Origin of the sequence: Flavobacterium rakeshii, from assembly GCF_009741375.1 — a bacterium.
Taxonomy (GTDB): Bacteria; Bacteroidota; Bacteroidia; order Flavobacteriales; family Flavobacteriaceae; genus Flavobacterium; species Flavobacterium rakeshii.
The window spans coordinates 63,655-77,799 of sequence record NZ_WOWP01000013.1 but is presented as its reverse complement, the minus strand read 5'-3'; the positions used below and the strand labels follow the sequence as shown (position 1 = coordinate 77,799).

Here is a 14,145-nt window from a genome sequence, read left to right as displayed (position 1 = left end):
AACTACTGGGCAATCTTTTAAATTTAACTAAAGAGATTTCTCACTCCGATACTCTACATTCGAAATGACAGCATACGTTTTAATATTACGATGGTTTTCCATTTCGACCTTGTGGAGAAATCTCAGAATATTAAAGATTTTTCGACTCCACTTCGTTGCGCTCAAAATGACAGCACGTAACAGGTAACCTGAAACTTCAAACCTGAAACCAACTACAACTTCTCTCCTAAATATTCTCCTGTTACCGACTTAGGATTTTTAGCAATTTCCTCTGGGGTACCAAAGGCTACTAAATGTCCGCCATTCTCACCACCTTCAGGACCTATGTCTATAATATAGTCGGCACACTTAATAAGGTCAAGGTTGTGCTCAATCACAATGATTGAATGTCCTTTATCGATAAGCGCATCAAACGATGCCATTAGTTTCTGGATGTCGTGGAAATGAAGCCCTGTGGTAGGTTCGTCAAACACAAATAAGGCTTTATCTTTCGTATTTCCCTTAACCAGGAACGACGCCAGTTTTATACGCTGTGCCTCACCTCCCGAAAGGGTAGAAGACGACTGCCCTAACTGTACATACCCTAAACCAACATCCTGTAACGGTTGTAGTTTTTGGGTAATTTTGGTTTGCTTGTGCTTATCAAAAAACTCAAGGGCATCATCTATGGTCATGGTAAGTATATCGTCGATATTCTTGCCTTCAAAAGCTACTTCAAGCACCTCTTTCTTAAAGCGCTTACCGTTACAGGTTTCACACTCCAGGTGAACATCGGCCATGAACTGCATCTCTATAGTAACTTCGCCTTCCCCTTTACAGGTTTCACAGCGTCCGCCATCTACATTGAATGAGAAATGCTTTGCCTGGTAACCGCGCAGCTTGGAAAGCTTTTGCTTGGAGAACAGGTCTCTAATATCATCATAAGCCTTAATGTAGGTAACCGGGTTAGAACGCGAACTGCGCCCAATAGGGTTTTGGTCTACATATTCAATATGCTTAATGTGTGAGTAGCTGCCCTGCAGTTCGGTAAACTGTCCGGCTTTTTCGCCTACGCCTTCCAGTTTCTTTTGTATGGCAGGGAATAATATCTTTTTTACCAGTGTACTCTTACCACTACCCGAAACTCCGGTGATAACCGTTAGGCAGTCTAGCGGGAAGGTTACATCTATATTTTTAAGGTTGTTTTCGCGTGCGCCTACAACATCCACATGATTTTTAAACTTACGGCGTTTTGCAGGTACTTTGATTTCCATATCGCCGTTAAGGTATTTTGCGGTAAGCGATTCTGATTTCAGGATCTCGTTATACGTACCCTGAGCTACCAGACGACCACCGTGTGTACCTGCTTCGGGGCCTATATCGATAATCATATCGGCAGCCTTCATGATGTCTTCATCATGCTCTACCACAATAACGGTGTTGCCCAAATCACGAAGCCCGATAAGTACCTTGATAAGCCTTTCGGTATCTTTAGGGTGAAGCCCTATACTTGGTTCATCCAGAATGTACATAGACCCCACAAGGCTACTGCCTAGTGATGTTGCCAGGTTGATACGTTGTGATTCACCACCCGAAAGGGTAGACGACCTACGGTTTAGTGTAAGGTAATCAAGCCCTACTTCCTGCAGAAAGCTAAGGCGGTTATTGATTTCTACCAACAGGCGTTTAGCTACCTTTTGGTCGTATTCACTAAGTTGGATTCCTTTAAAAAACTCAATAAGGTTTTTGATAGGCATATCCACAAGGTCTGATATGGTATGGTTGTCAATCTTTACGTGATTGGCTTCCGGTTTAAGGCGTTTGCCTTTACATGCCGGACACTTGGTTTTACCACGGTAACGCGATAGCATAACGCGGTTTTGTATTTTATAGTTTTTCTCTTCCAGTTCGGCAAAAAAGTCATCCAGACCTGTAAAGTACTGGTTACCTTTCCATATAAGTGCCTTATCACTTTCAGACAACTGGAAGTACGGTTTGTGTACAGGGAAATTGAATTTGTGGCTATTGTTAACCAACTGGTCACGGTACCAGCCCATGCTCTCACCACGCCACGGGTAAATGGCATTTTCAAATACCGAAAGGGCTGTGTTTGGAACAACAAGCTCCTCATCTATACCTACTATGCTGCCGTAACCTTCGCATGACGGACACGCACCATAGGGATTATTAAAACTGAAAAGGTGCACGTTTGGCTCCAGGAAGGTAAGTCCGTCCAACTCAAAATTACTGCTAAAAGCCAGTCGGTTTCCGGTTTTTACATCCTGAAGATACGTTTCGCCCTTACCTTCGTAAAAAGCAGTTTGTACGGCATCTGCCAGTCGGTTATAAAACTCCTCTTCATCTTTCACTACAATACGGTCTACAATAAGCATTACCTCTTTATTGGCAAAGTCGGTATTGCCCAGTTCGTCCAGTCGCAGCATTTCGTTATCCACCAGTATACGGGCAAAACCCTGCTGTAGTAAAACGTTTAGTTTTTCTTCAATAGTTCGCCCTTTCTCTATGTGTACAGGTGCCAGTAGCAACCATCGGCTGCCGTCTTCCTGTTTTTTAACCTCTTCAACTACATCGGTTACTGTATGTTTTTTAACCTCACGCCCTGAAACAGGGGAGTAGGTGCGACCTACACGGGCAAAAAGCAGTTTTAGGTAATCGTAAATCTCGGTACTGGTACCTACTGTAGATCTGGCATTGGTAGTGTTTACCTTTTGCTCAATGGCAATAGCAGGGGCTATACCCTTAATGTATTCTACTTTTGGTTTGTCCAGACGACCTAAAAACTGACGCGCATATGACGAAAGGCTTTCAACATATCGGCGTTGTCCTTCGGCATAAAGCGTATCAAAAGCCAGGCTTGATTTACCTGAGCCCGAAAGCCCGGTTACCACAACCAGCTTGTTACGCGGAATGGCTACATCAATGTTTTTAAGATTGTGCAGCTGCGCCCCTTTTATAAGGATGTTTTTTTTAGGTTCGAGTGTTGATATATCGGTTTTTATCATAGCAGAAATGGTAATGTGCAAAGATACTATTTTACACCGAAATTTTTGTTAAAGAGGGGAAGGGATAAAGCGTTATATTTGAGGTATAGTTAAATAATAATAGATTGAAAAATGAAAGCGTTTATAGCAGATATTTTACCCCAGTTAGGGAAGTTTAGTCAAAAACTTAATAATCTTGCTTTGTTGACTAATCAGCATTGGGTATTGATTAATACAGTTGATGAAAAAAGAATTGTTTATATATTTAGGAAAAACAATGAATTATTGTTATCTGCTAATGGAAAAGTTGAAAAAGCAAAATGGGAATTTTTAGGTAATCAATCTTTGCTTATTGATAGAGAAAAAGAAAGTAGTTTATTAAAACTAAGTTTTTTTGATGAAAATATATTGGCTTTAAAATATGATAACAATGATAATTATATAGTATTGATTAATGAAGAAAAAAGTAATTATGATTTAAATACTGTTGAGGCTGTAAGTTCTTATTTGGAAAAAAAATATTTAATAAACCATACTTACAAGAAAAGTACTTTTATTAACTCAAATGAACAAAGTTTTAAAAATAACACTATTAATAATGATGAAATAATTAGAGATGATGAAGTGGGAAATAAGATTTTTACATTTTGTATTATAGTAATCATTCTTATATTTCTGATTGGTTATATTTCAAAGTAAAATGTAATTACACTAATACAAAAACGCCTTAAAGCATGCTTTAAGGCGTTTTTGTATTAGTGTTGGTTACTGTGTTATGCTTCGGGAGTAAGTTGTTCCGGAGTTTGGTTCTCACTGTCGGTATCTTCGTCTTCTTTTTTCTTCTTGCCTGTAATACGTCTGTATATTGCTCCAAAGAATGCCATAAGGCCTATAACGATAAACTTACCAAACTTAGCAATTACTGCAAAGAAACCTACTTTTGCCAGCACCTTACCGGCTACAAGTCCGCCAATAGTCCATGCAGCCACTTCGTCTACAGAAGGATCGAAGTCCTTGTACTTATATCCGTCGTTAAACTCAACGATATTTAAAACTTGGGGAATATCCTGTTGTACAATACCCAAATCTTCCATTGAACCGATAGCGTTTAATACCAGTACACCTTTTCTACCCAGTACCCTTACATTGTAGTTTAAGGTATGTATTGAATCGGTTCCAAATTGTATTTCCTTTGCCCAATGCAATATTTTTCTGTCTTTGTCATAGTAAGGAGGGGTAGCCCATCCTATTAAATCAATAGGATCGTAACCCATTGTTACTCTGGTTTTACTGGCTTCACTGGTTTCTTCTTTCATGTCCTTTAGCAGGTCGCTATAATCAATATCATCGGCATCGTCATCTTTTACATATCCAATTTCATCATACATAATATTAAAAACATATCCGTGATCGCTTAATACGCCATATTTTTCGGGCATAATAAGTCCCATGGTCATGTCTTCTTCATCAGGATTTCCCCATAAGTCTACCAGTACACGTTTGGATTGTTCTGCATCCAGGTACTTAAAGCCTTGCGGTACATTAATTGCGCCAACCCCGTTTTTAAGCTCAATTTTTCCATACTCATAGGTGTATGAGTTTTCAATAGAGTCGTAAACAGCCTGTATTTCTGCTTCGGTTGGTTCTGTTTCCTGCGCATAAACAGCAGCAGATAACATAGTGACCATAAAGGCACTCATTAATTTTTTAATCATTTTTTTGTAATTGGTTTGTTTGAACGGTTAATATACCTATTAAGTTTTTTTTAACAAATATTAATATGCCTTGGGGTTTTCTTTTTAATTAGTTTTGAATCATCTAATCTTTTTTATGAGGATTTATTAATAATTATGCTTTTAACCGATAAAGAATACCTGCTTGAAAAGTTTCCCGGAAAAGGAGGGTGGACCTATGTTGCGTTACCGGAAATAAAACCTAACGGCGATATGCCTTTTGGCCTGGTTAAGGTAAGGGGGAGTATTGATGGTTATGAAATAAATAGCTATCACCTCATGCCTATGGGGAACGGTAATTTGTTTTTGCCTGTTAAGGCCGAAATACGTAAAAAAATAAAAAAGCAGGCAGGTGATTATGTACATATTACATTATACAGGGATGAAAGTGAGTTTGAAATTCCCGAAGAAATTTTACAATGCCTTAAACTTGAGCCCGAAGCAGAGGAAAAATTCATGAATTACAAAAAAGGGGAGCAAAAAAAATTTATTGACTGGATTTATGCTGCCAAAAAGGAAGAAACAAAAGCCAACCGTATCGCGAAAATGCTGCAAATGCTGGATAAAGGCGAAATGTTATAAATTTCATAAAAGTTTGAAATTTCCTTTATCATTGTGACTTTTTTCAAGAATATTGCCCGTATTATTGCGTTCCAAATGTTAAAATTTAAGTTTTTTTTTGCATGTTAAACTTAAATTCCTTTATATTTGGGATATAATTAATTCAAAATTAACATTGCCTATAGAAAAAATTACTTTTTAGAAAAGAAACCCAGTTTCTGATTATTTATCGAGAACCCAAATTCAAAAAACTAAAAAGTATTGCTATGGCTAATGTTGTAATCCCAGATGCCGTATTGGTTAAGAACTATATGTGCGGCGACGAAAATGCTCTTGCCTGTTTAATTAACAGACACCAATCAAAAATTTACGGTTTTATCTACTCTAAAGTAACCGACAGGGATATTGCAGACGATATCTTTCAGGATACTTTTATCAAGGTAATCAAAACCCTTAAGTCTAACGCTTATAACGAAGAGGGTAAGTTTCTTCCGTGGGTAATGCGTATTTCGCACAATCTTATTGTGGACCACTTCAGGAGAAACAAAAAGATGCCTATGCACCGTGAAACCGAAGAGTTCTCTATTTTCTCTATTATGACAGATGATAGTCCTAATATTGAAAGTATGCTAATCACTAATCAGGTTGAAAGTGATTTGAAAAAAATGATTGAAGAGCTTCCTGACGATCAGAAAGAGGTACTTCAAATGAGGATATACCAGGATCTTAGCTTTAAGGAAATAGCTGATTTGACTGACGTAAGCATTAATACTGCGTTAGGTAGAATGAGGTATGCACTTATGAATTTGAGAAAACTGATTGAAAAAAATAAAATAATTTTGACAAATTAAACAATATCGTGGCTTCGTTTTGCGTTGTATAGAAAATTAAGTACAAAATACATGGCAAAACTTTACTCTAAAAAGAAACAAGAAGCTCCGGAAATGTTACCAAAAAAAGAAACAATAGCGTTTTTACTTAACTATTCAAAAGCATTAAAAATAGTTAAGACCTCAGGTAATCTTACTTTTGAGAGCATCGCTAATTAATAAAAAGAAGTCCCGTTTTTTAACGGGACTTCTTTTTATTATACTCATCTATTACTGTTTTCCGCCCAATGGTGCGGGTAATAATATCTTTTTCTAAATTCCATCCGCGTGCAGGAGAGTATTCTCTTCCGTACCATATTATTTGTAGGTGCAGGTCGTTCCATAATTCTTCTGGGAACAGTCTTTTTGCATCTTTTTCTGTTTGCTCTACGCTTTTTCCGTTACTAAATCCCCATCGGTACATTAATCTGTGTATATGGGTGTCTACAGGAAATGCAGGTATACCAAATGCCTGAGACATTACCACACTGGCTGTTTTATGACCTACGGCAGGCAGTTCTTCAAGATCCGGGAAATTTGCCGGAACTTCTCCGTTATGTTTAGCTATCAGTATTTCCGATAGTCCGTGTATACCTTTTGCCTTCATTGGCGAAAGTCCTACCGGTTTAATTATTTCCCTTATTTCCTCAACGGTGAGTTTAACCATGTCATAAGGGTTATCGGCACGTTCAAAAAGCAGAGGAGTGATTTGGTTTACTCTCACATCGGTACTTTGTGCCGACATCAATACGGCAATAAGCAGGGTGTAAGGGTCTTTATGGTCTAGCGGGATAGGTATGGTTGGGTATATTTCCTTAAGGGTATCTATAGTGAACTGAACCTTTTCTGCTTTGGTCATTTTTATGTATTTTTATGAAAAACAAATATACACTTATGATTACATTAAAAAAAGGAGATAAGGCACCTGACTTCTCGGGAGTTGACCAGGACGGAAACAAACATTCACTAGCCGATTATAAGGGCAAAAAGCTGGTTGTTTTCTTTTACCCTAAGGCCAATACGCCGGGATGTACTGCCGAAGCTTGTGATTTAAGGGATAATTTTGAACGTTTTAAAACTAATAACTACGAACTTTTAGGGGTGAGTGCCGATTCACAAAAGGCTCAGGGTAAGTTTAAGGATAAGTATGAGTTTCCTTTCCCGCTAATTGCCGATGAAGATAAAGCAGTAATTAATGCCTTTGGGGTATGGGGGCCTAAAAAGTTTATGGGTCGTGAGTACGACGGTATACACCGTACTACATTTGTAATAGATGAAAACGGTATTATTGATGAGGTTATCGAAAAAGTAAAAACTAAGGCTCATGCCGAACAGATATTAAAATAAAAAAGCAGCCTATAGGCTGCTTTTTTTATTATTCTACTTTCTTTGCTTCATAATCTATGCCTTGTTCGGGTTGTTGTGCCCTGTATTTTGTAACTTTTCCTTCGCTGTTAAAAGTAAACTCAAAACTTACCTCAGGGCTGAAACCGTCAACAATGAATTTTGTTTGGGATACCGGTATGAGTTCAAGCTTTTCTTCCTGACCTACGGGAACATAAATTTTACCGTCCTCATAAATAATCTCCTTTGTTTTACCGCTTTCGGTTATATATTTTCCTTCACATTGCTGTAGTATATTATTATCTATTTTAATCTGTTTTTCAGGTGGCTGATTGTAAAGTATACGCCTAATGTTTTTTACTGGTATTTCTGTTGTGAATAAGGCATTGTTTTGAAGTACTATTATGGTTTTGTCATTATCTAAATGTCTTTCAATATAGGTTATATAACCTCCCCAGCTACCGCTGTGTAAGGCTATTTTCCCATAATCAGGAGAATTGGTAAGCATCCACCCAAATCCATAATCAGTGCTTCTTTGTCCTGACATTTCATAAGCGGAAAATATCATTTTCCTGTCATTGTCATTAATAATTTCATTACCATATAATGCCCTGTCCCATTTTAGTAAATCTTCAAGGTTGGAGTTTACCATTCCGTCACCCACTATTCCGTCTAAATAAACCACATAAAAATCAGAACCAAACTCATCAGGAGTTACCTTTTTGTTTAATTCACGCGAGAAAAGATAACCCAATGCATAGTTATTTTTAGTTTCCGGCTTAAACCATCTTCTGTAAACAAAAGTATTATTCATTTTTAAAGGCTTAAATATGGTTTTATTAAGGTACTCTCCATAGGTTTGTTTGCTTACCCTTTCAATTATGGTGGCTAACAGTAAGTATCCTGTATTGCTGTATTCCCATTTTTCGTTAGGAGAGAAGAGTGGTGCAGGCTTCTGTTTTTCAAATGCTTTTATAACATCATCATTGGTTGCTATTTTACTTTTGTCCCATTCTTTTGCCAGTAAATCCATATAGTCGGGTATTCCTCCTGTATGGGTTAAAAGATTTTTTATTGTTACATCGCCGTAAAACGAAAGCTCAGGGATGTATTTGCTTATTTTGTCGTCATAGGATAGTTTACCTTTTTTTTGTAACTGCACAATTCCCATGGCAGTAAATTGTTTTGAAACAGAGGCAAGCTCAAAACAGGTTTGTGTATTTAGTTTTTGTTGTGTTTTTTCGTTAGCCAGGCCATAACTTTTTTCAAAAACTACCTGTCCCTTTTCTGCTACCAGTATATTTCCGTTAAAAGCATTTTTTTGGTAGAGTTCATTAATGTAATTGTCTATTAATTCTGCCTTTTGAGCCAAAACTTTAAAGGAGCATGTGAAAAGCAAAAGAAGCATTATATTTTTTTTCATACTAGTTGGATTGATTTAATACATAAACGGAAAGGTTGGGTTATAATTATAAATACAACTTAATAAAAAAAGCAGCCTATAGGCTGCTTTTTTACTGAACTTTTACTTTAAAGCCAAGCATTCCATATATGCCTGAGTATATTGTTAATTCTCTTATTCTTTTGTCTTTAATAATATAGTCGAAATTTAAAATGGAATCAGAATATTTTACCTGATCGCTACTGTATTTGATACGATTATCTTCGGGTTTAAAATTTGTATCTATAATTATTTGGTTCTGTAGGGGGTAGTCATCACTCACTTGTATTTTGAAGTGAATTGTATCGCCTACTTTTGCATTAATTATTCCTGATTCAGGGCTTATAACTGTAAAGTATGGTATTGCCGGAGATGCATATAGAGGCAGGTTTTTATATTCCTCTTTAGCATTAATGTATGTTGTATGCCTTATCCATTCGGGATCTGAAGGGAAATGGTTTAACAGCATCCTTTCATAAGGTGTACACCAATAAGAGTAATTGCGCTCTTTTATAAATCCGGTAGGTTTCATGTTTTTATCTCTTGGACAGTGACCTGCTCCCCAGGTTACATCAAAATAATAGTATTGGTTATCTATTATAACAACATTCCATGCGTGGTCTATTTTTCCCAGTATTCCTATCTCTCTTTGAGATTGTTTTGTGTATCCGTTTACTATTGAACTTTGTATGCCTGCTAACGAACACATTTTTTTAAATAAAAAGGAATAGCCAAAACAAACTGCTTTCCTTTTGTTTATTATGTTTTTTAGAAACCTGTCTTCCCATTTAGCATATGCTTTACCATAGTCTTTTCCTTGTTTATGTTTAGGATATTCGACCTTAGTATCGCCTTTATTAAAGGCTTTGTAGTCGTATTCAATATTTTCGGTTATCCACATAAATATGGCTCGTACTTTTTCGAGGTCTGTAGTACAGTGTTTGGTTAAATCACTAACTAATAAGGGGATGTCGTTTTTGTATTTGGTGTCAATAGCTATGCTGTCAATCTTGTAGTAAGTATCGCCATTTTTTTGTTGGCAATAGCCATTTAGGTGGCAAAGTAGTATTAGGATACTAAACAGTAATTTTTTCATTATGATTTAAGGTGCTGAAGCGTAAATATAAATAAAAAAGCAGCTATTATAATAGCTGCTTTTTTATTTATTGTAGCATTTTATTTAGTTCTGTTCTGCTACCAGTTTTTTAGGGTCGTAACCAAACAGTTGGTTTTTCTTTATAATTTCGGCAACCCCCGGAGGAAGCATATCTTCCCATCCAGACTGCCCTTTGCTAATCATTTTAAGTACCTCTCTTGAGAAAATATCAAGATAACTGGCATCAATATCAGCAATGTCAATCACCTTACCGTTAAATTTAAAGAACTTGTACAGCTCTTTCATACGAGGGTGAACCATTAGGTTTTCTGAAGTGATTATTTCGCCTTCTTCATCTTTCATAGGGTATAGGAATACCTTAAGGTCACGGTAAAACAGTTTACCGAAGGCCTCCAGTATACCACCACTTAGGTGACGATAGTATTTTTCGTCAAATATATCTACAAGGTTGTTAACTCCCATGGCAAGACCCATACGGGCTTTAGTATAGCTTGAGAAGTATTCAACCACTTTGTAGTATTCCTGGAAGTTAGATATCATTACGGTTTGCCCTAATGAACAAAGCAGTTCGGCCCTGTCCATAAAGTCACGCTCGTCAATTTCTCCCTCAGATCTAAGGTTTGAAAGTGTAATTTCAAAAACCACAAGGGCTTTATCTTTCTCTACTTTGTTTTCTTCAAGGAACATTTTGTATGATTGCTCATACATATCCATGTTTACCTTAGTTACCGGGCGGAAACTACCTCTTAGTGCAAGAATATTTTTCTTGTATAATATAGCTGCCGGAAGTATGTTGTGACCGTCAGGGCCAAACATTACCGCATCGGTCATACCGTTCTTAACAAGCTGTAAGCTCATTAATCGGTTGTCTACAGTGGCAAATCGCGGACCTGAGAAGTTGATGGTATCAATCTCTAACTGATCTTTATCAAGGTGATCATAAAGGTAGCGTAATAGCTTTTTAGGATCGTTGTATTTATAATAAGCTCCATAAATAAGGTTGACCCCCAGTATACCCAGAGTTTCCTGTTGCAGGCGGGCATCGGTTTCCTTAAAACGGATGTGTAGTGTAATTTCGTTATAATCTTCGTCGGGTTCAACCTGGTATTTAATACCTACCCAGCCGTGTCCCTTAAACTGCTTTGCAAAATCAATGGTAGCTACGGTATTGGCATAACTAAAGAAAACTTTATTAGGGTGTTTGTCCCTTTTAAGTCGGTTTTCAGTAAGTCTTACCTCATGTGCCAGCATTTTTTTAAGTCGGCTTTCGGTTACATACCTACCGTCGTCTTCAGCGCCATAAATAGCGTCACTAAAGTCTTTATCGTAAGCAGACATGGCCTTTGCGATAGTTCCTGATGAACCACCTGCCCTGAAAAAATGGCGGACAGTTTCCTGACCGGCACCAATTTCGGCAAAAGTACCGTATATGTTCTCGTTTAGGTTAATCCTTAGAGCCTTGTCCTTTATGGAAGGTACATGCTCTATAATTTTGTCTCCTTTCAGAGTGATATCAGAATCTTTTAATTTCATGGAAGTGCAATGATATTTGCAAAGTTAGGAAAAACAGGACTTTTAATAAAAGATAAATCCTATTTTTGTAAAAATTTAATGTGTGATTAAAGTATGGTTTTTAGGGACAGGAACATCGCAGGGCATACCGGTTATAGGTTGTACTGATGCTGTTTGCAAAAGTGATGATCCTAAAGATAAGCGCCTGCGTGTGTCTGCCTGGATACAGTGGGACGATTTCTCTTTTGTGATTGATTGTGGCCCTGATTTCAGGCAGCAAATGCTTACCTGTGGCTGTAATAAACTGGACTGTATACTGTTTACACATGAACATGCCGATCATACTGCCGGACTTGATGATATACGACCGTTTTTCTTTAGGCAGGGGGATATAGCCATATATGCCCATAGCCGTGTACTAAGCGAACTGGAAAAACGTTTTGATTATATTTTTGAAAAGGAAAACAAATATCCGGGAGCACCATCTGTTAAAGAGCATATTGTAATTAATAACCACCCTTTTGTTGTGGGGAATAAAACGGTTACCCCAATAAATATTATGCATGGCAGTTTGCAGGTTTTTGGTTACCGCATTGATGATTTTGCTTACCTGACAGATGTGAAAACCGTAGAGTCTGAAGAGAAGGAAAAGCTTAAAGGTTTAAAAGTACTGGTGGTAAATGCACTAAGGGAAACCCAACATCCTACTCATTTTAATCTTGAAGAGGCTTTACAGTTTATTGATGAGATTAAGCCCGAAAAAGCTTACTTAACTCATATAAGCCACCTTATGGGCTTGCATGAGGAGATACAGGCAAAATTACCTGACAATGTTTTCTTAGCTTATGATAACTTACAGATAACCATTTAACTATATTATGAAAAAGAACCTTTTTTTATACCTGTTTATTTTCTCTTTACTTGTTAATGTTTTTACTTACATGTATTTTACCAATAAAGATAAGTTTCAAACTACAAATATTGAAACTCTGGAAGGTAGGGTACAGGCTTTAAAAGATTCTGTAATGGCAAATGAGGATAATCTCTATAAGGCCAACTATTTTACACTTGATCAAAATGAAGCTGCGCAATTATATTTTGGAGATAAGGATTTACAGAAAATCCAAATTGCAATAAGAGATGCTATTTATGCAGGTAATGCAAAGGCAGGAGGTAACCCTTTGGTTAACTACCCGCAAATAGGGAGTCCTTTTTTAGTTAATAATTACAGGGTACTTAACAACCGTTGGGTAATAATTGATTTTAGTAACGGAACTCTACACGGTGAATCTATAGTTAAATATTTTGTAGAGGAAGATGGTAGTATAACATTTGAGCCTGCCGAAACACTTTTACATGCGAATAATTAATTTTTTCGTATTTTAGGGTTATCAAATAAAAACGAATGAAAAAGTTATTGCCACTGCTGCTGGCGGGAATGAGTTTAATTTCCTGCGAGCAGATGATGAAAGATCGTGGTGAGGAACCTGATGCAGAACCTGTAAAAAAGGTTGTTATTGGTAACGATAAAGATGCTAAAGGTTGTGTTACTTCTGCCGGATACAGGTGGTCGTTATTAAAAAAAGAATGTATAAGGGCTTATGATGTGGGGTACAGGCTTAACCCTGTACAGGAACTGAAGGATGTAGGAACAGCCTATAGTGCTTTTGTAGTTTTTAACGATGACCAGAGTGTTGTGGAAGTTTTTTTACCCGATTCATCAAAAACATTCCTACTATCCAAAACGGAAGAAGGTATTTACAAAGCAGACAACTGGATGCTTGAAGTAAAAAAAGATTATACGCTGTCCAAAGAAGGGAATCCGTTGTATGCCGGAGCCCTTATTGAAGAAAAAAGAGTAACGGGCGATGATAATGCCCAAAGCTAATACAGTAAGACAATAAAAAAGGCGGTTTTAAAACCGCCTTTTTTATTATTTATTAGTCTTGTTTATCCAACTTAACAGGTCGTAAAAGTTTTGTGGTGTTACACCATGTCCTACAGGGTATTCATGATATTCTACATCCAGTTTCAGGTCTTTTAAAACCTCCGGGGCTTTACGCGCCCAGTCTACAGGGATAACCTGATCTACCACTCCGTGAGAAATAAAGAAGCGTAGCTTAGAGATGTCGTTAGTATTAAAACCTTTGTTTATAATATCCATATTAAGGTATCCGCTAAGGGCTACAACACGGTCAATTTTTTCAGGGTAGGTTAGTGCTATGGAGTAACTTAATATAGCTCCCTGGCTAAATCCAAGCAGGGTTACTTTTTGAGCATCAATAGGGTATTGGTCTATAAGTTCATCAATAAACTTAACGATAAGTTCCCTTGATTCTATTGCCTGATTATCATCGGAAAATTTATTCATATCCGAATCAAAATTAATAGCATACCATGCATTTCCGTAAGGAGGGATATGGTGTGGTGCTCTTGCCGAAATGATATAATACTCTTCCGGAAGCTGTCCTGCAAACGAGAACAAATCTTCTTCATTACTACCATAACCGTGTAGTAACAGTATTAAAGGATTCTTTTCCTGTTTTACTTTAGGCTCTCGTATTAAATAGTATAATGAGTTACTCAT

General features: G+C 37.1%; 15 protein-coding genes. 8 read left to right on the top strand and 7 right to left on the bottom strand.

Translation table 11 applies throughout. From position 1 onward, the window contains the following. Window positions 1-212 precede the first annotated feature (212 nt). A complete protein-coding gene (gene uvrA / locus GN157_RS04135) occupies window positions 213-3,002 on the bottom strand; it encodes an excinuclease ABC subunit UvrA (RefSeq protein WP_157481849.1) in 2,790 nt (929 codons plus the stop codon). Window positions 3,003-3,113: 111 nt separating this feature from the next. On the opposite strand from uvrA, the gene GN157_RS04130 reads away from it, so the two are divergent. After that, window positions 3,114-3,680 (top strand): hypothetical protein, encoded by a 567-nt coding sequence (locus GN157_RS04130; RefSeq protein WP_157481848.1) that lies wholly within the window; start codon window positions 3,114-3,116, stop codon window positions 3,678-3,680. 74 nt (window positions 3,681-3,754) lie between these two features. Here GN157_RS04130 and GN157_RS04125 read toward each other — a convergent pair whose 3' ends face one another. Further along, on the bottom strand, window positions 3,755-4,696 hold the full coding sequence (locus GN157_RS04125) for a DUF2167 domain-containing protein (RefSeq protein WP_231749046.1): 942 nt from the start codon (window positions 4,694-4,696) through the stop codon (window positions 3,755-3,757). Window positions 4,697-4,831: 135 nt separating this feature from the next. Here GN157_RS04125 and GN157_RS04120 point away from each other — a divergent pair, with 135 nt between their 5' ends. The 3 genes from GN157_RS04120 to GN157_RS17810 all read left to right on the top strand — a co-directional run bounded on the left by GN157_RS04120 (window position 4,832) and on the right by GN157_RS17810 (window position 6,324). Continuing rightward, on the top strand, window positions 4,832-5,296 hold the full coding sequence (locus tag GN157_RS04120) for a YdeI/OmpD-associated family protein (RefSeq protein ID WP_157481847.1): 465 nt from the start codon (window positions 4,832-4,834) through the stop codon (window positions 5,294-5,296). Window positions 5,297-5,541: 245 nt separating this feature from the next. Further along, window positions 5,542-6,126 carry an RNA polymerase sigma factor gene (locus GN157_RS04115; RefSeq protein ID WP_035132081.1) on the top strand — a complete coding sequence of 195 codons (585 nt, stop codon included), beginning with the start codon at window positions 5,542-5,544 and terminating at the stop codon, window positions 6,124-6,126. 51 nt (window positions 6,127-6,177) lie between these two features. Continuing rightward, a complete protein-coding gene (locus GN157_RS17810) occupies window positions 6,178-6,324 on the top strand; it encodes a hypothetical protein (RefSeq protein ID WP_197429388.1) in 147 nt (48 codons plus the stop codon). Window positions 6,325-6,343: 19 nt separating this feature from the next. On the opposite strand, the gene GN157_RS04110 is transcribed toward GN157_RS17810, so the two are convergent. Further along, entirely contained in the window at window positions 6,344-7,003 is a 660-nt protein-coding gene (locus GN157_RS04110) for an endonuclease III domain-containing protein (protein WP_157481846.1), read from the bottom strand. A 35-nt stretch (window positions 7,004-7,038) separates the two neighbouring features. Here GN157_RS04110 and bcp point away from each other — a divergent pair, with 35 nt between their 5' ends. Continuing rightward, a complete protein-coding gene (gene bcp, locus GN157_RS04105) occupies window positions 7,039-7,491 on the top strand; it encodes a thioredoxin-dependent thiol peroxidase (protein ID WP_157481845.1) in 453 nt (150 codons plus the stop codon). 28 nt (window positions 7,492-7,519) lie between these two features. Here bcp and GN157_RS04100 read toward each other — a convergent pair whose 3' ends face one another. From GN157_RS04100 to GN157_RS04090, 3 genes are all read right to left on the bottom strand, one after another. Next, the gene (locus GN157_RS04100) at window positions 7,520-8,911 is read right to left on the bottom strand and encodes a serine hydrolase domain-containing protein (RefSeq protein WP_157481844.1); all 1,392 of its coding nucleotides are present in this window, start codon (window positions 8,909-8,911) and stop codon (window positions 7,520-7,522) included. Window positions 8,912-9,002: 91 nt separating this feature from the next. Next, window positions 9,003-10,025 (bottom strand): transglutaminase domain-containing protein, encoded by a 1,023-nt coding sequence (locus GN157_RS04095; protein WP_157481843.1) that lies wholly within the window; start codon window positions 10,023-10,025, stop codon window positions 9,003-9,005. An 84-nt stretch (window positions 10,026-10,109) separates the two neighbouring features. Then, window positions 10,110-11,579 carry a TonB-dependent receptor gene (locus GN157_RS04090; protein WP_157481842.1) on the bottom strand — a complete coding sequence of 490 codons (1,470 nt, stop codon included), beginning with the start codon at window positions 11,577-11,579 and terminating at the stop codon, window positions 10,110-10,112. A gap of 85 nt (window positions 11,580-11,664) precedes the next feature. Here GN157_RS04090 and GN157_RS04085 point away from each other — a divergent pair, with 85 nt between their 5' ends. The 3 genes from GN157_RS04085 to GN157_RS04075 are packed head-to-tail and all read left to right on the top strand — an operon-like array spanning window position 11,665 to window position 13,446. Then, window positions 11,665-12,429 carry an MBL fold metallo-hydrolase gene (locus GN157_RS04085; protein ID WP_317163506.1) on the top strand — a complete coding sequence of 255 codons (765 nt, stop codon included), beginning with the start codon at window positions 11,665-11,667 and terminating at the stop codon, window positions 12,427-12,429. A gap of 7 nt (window positions 12,430-12,436) precedes the next feature. Then, the gene (locus GN157_RS04080) at window positions 12,437-12,928 is read left to right on the top strand and encodes a hypothetical protein (protein WP_157481841.1); all 492 of its coding nucleotides are present in this window, start codon (window positions 12,437-12,439) and stop codon (window positions 12,926-12,928) included. A 35-nt stretch (window positions 12,929-12,963) separates the two neighbouring features. After that, on the top strand, window positions 12,964-13,446 hold the full coding sequence (locus GN157_RS04075) for a hypothetical protein (protein ID WP_157481840.1): 483 nt from the start codon (window positions 12,964-12,966) through the stop codon (window positions 13,444-13,446). Between the two features lie 45 nt (window positions 13,447-13,491). On the opposite strand, the gene GN157_RS04070 is transcribed toward GN157_RS04075, so the two are convergent. Next, a complete protein-coding gene (locus tag GN157_RS04070; RefSeq protein WP_157481839.1) occupies window positions 13,492-14,145 on the bottom strand; it encodes an alpha/beta hydrolase in 654 nt (217 codons plus the stop codon).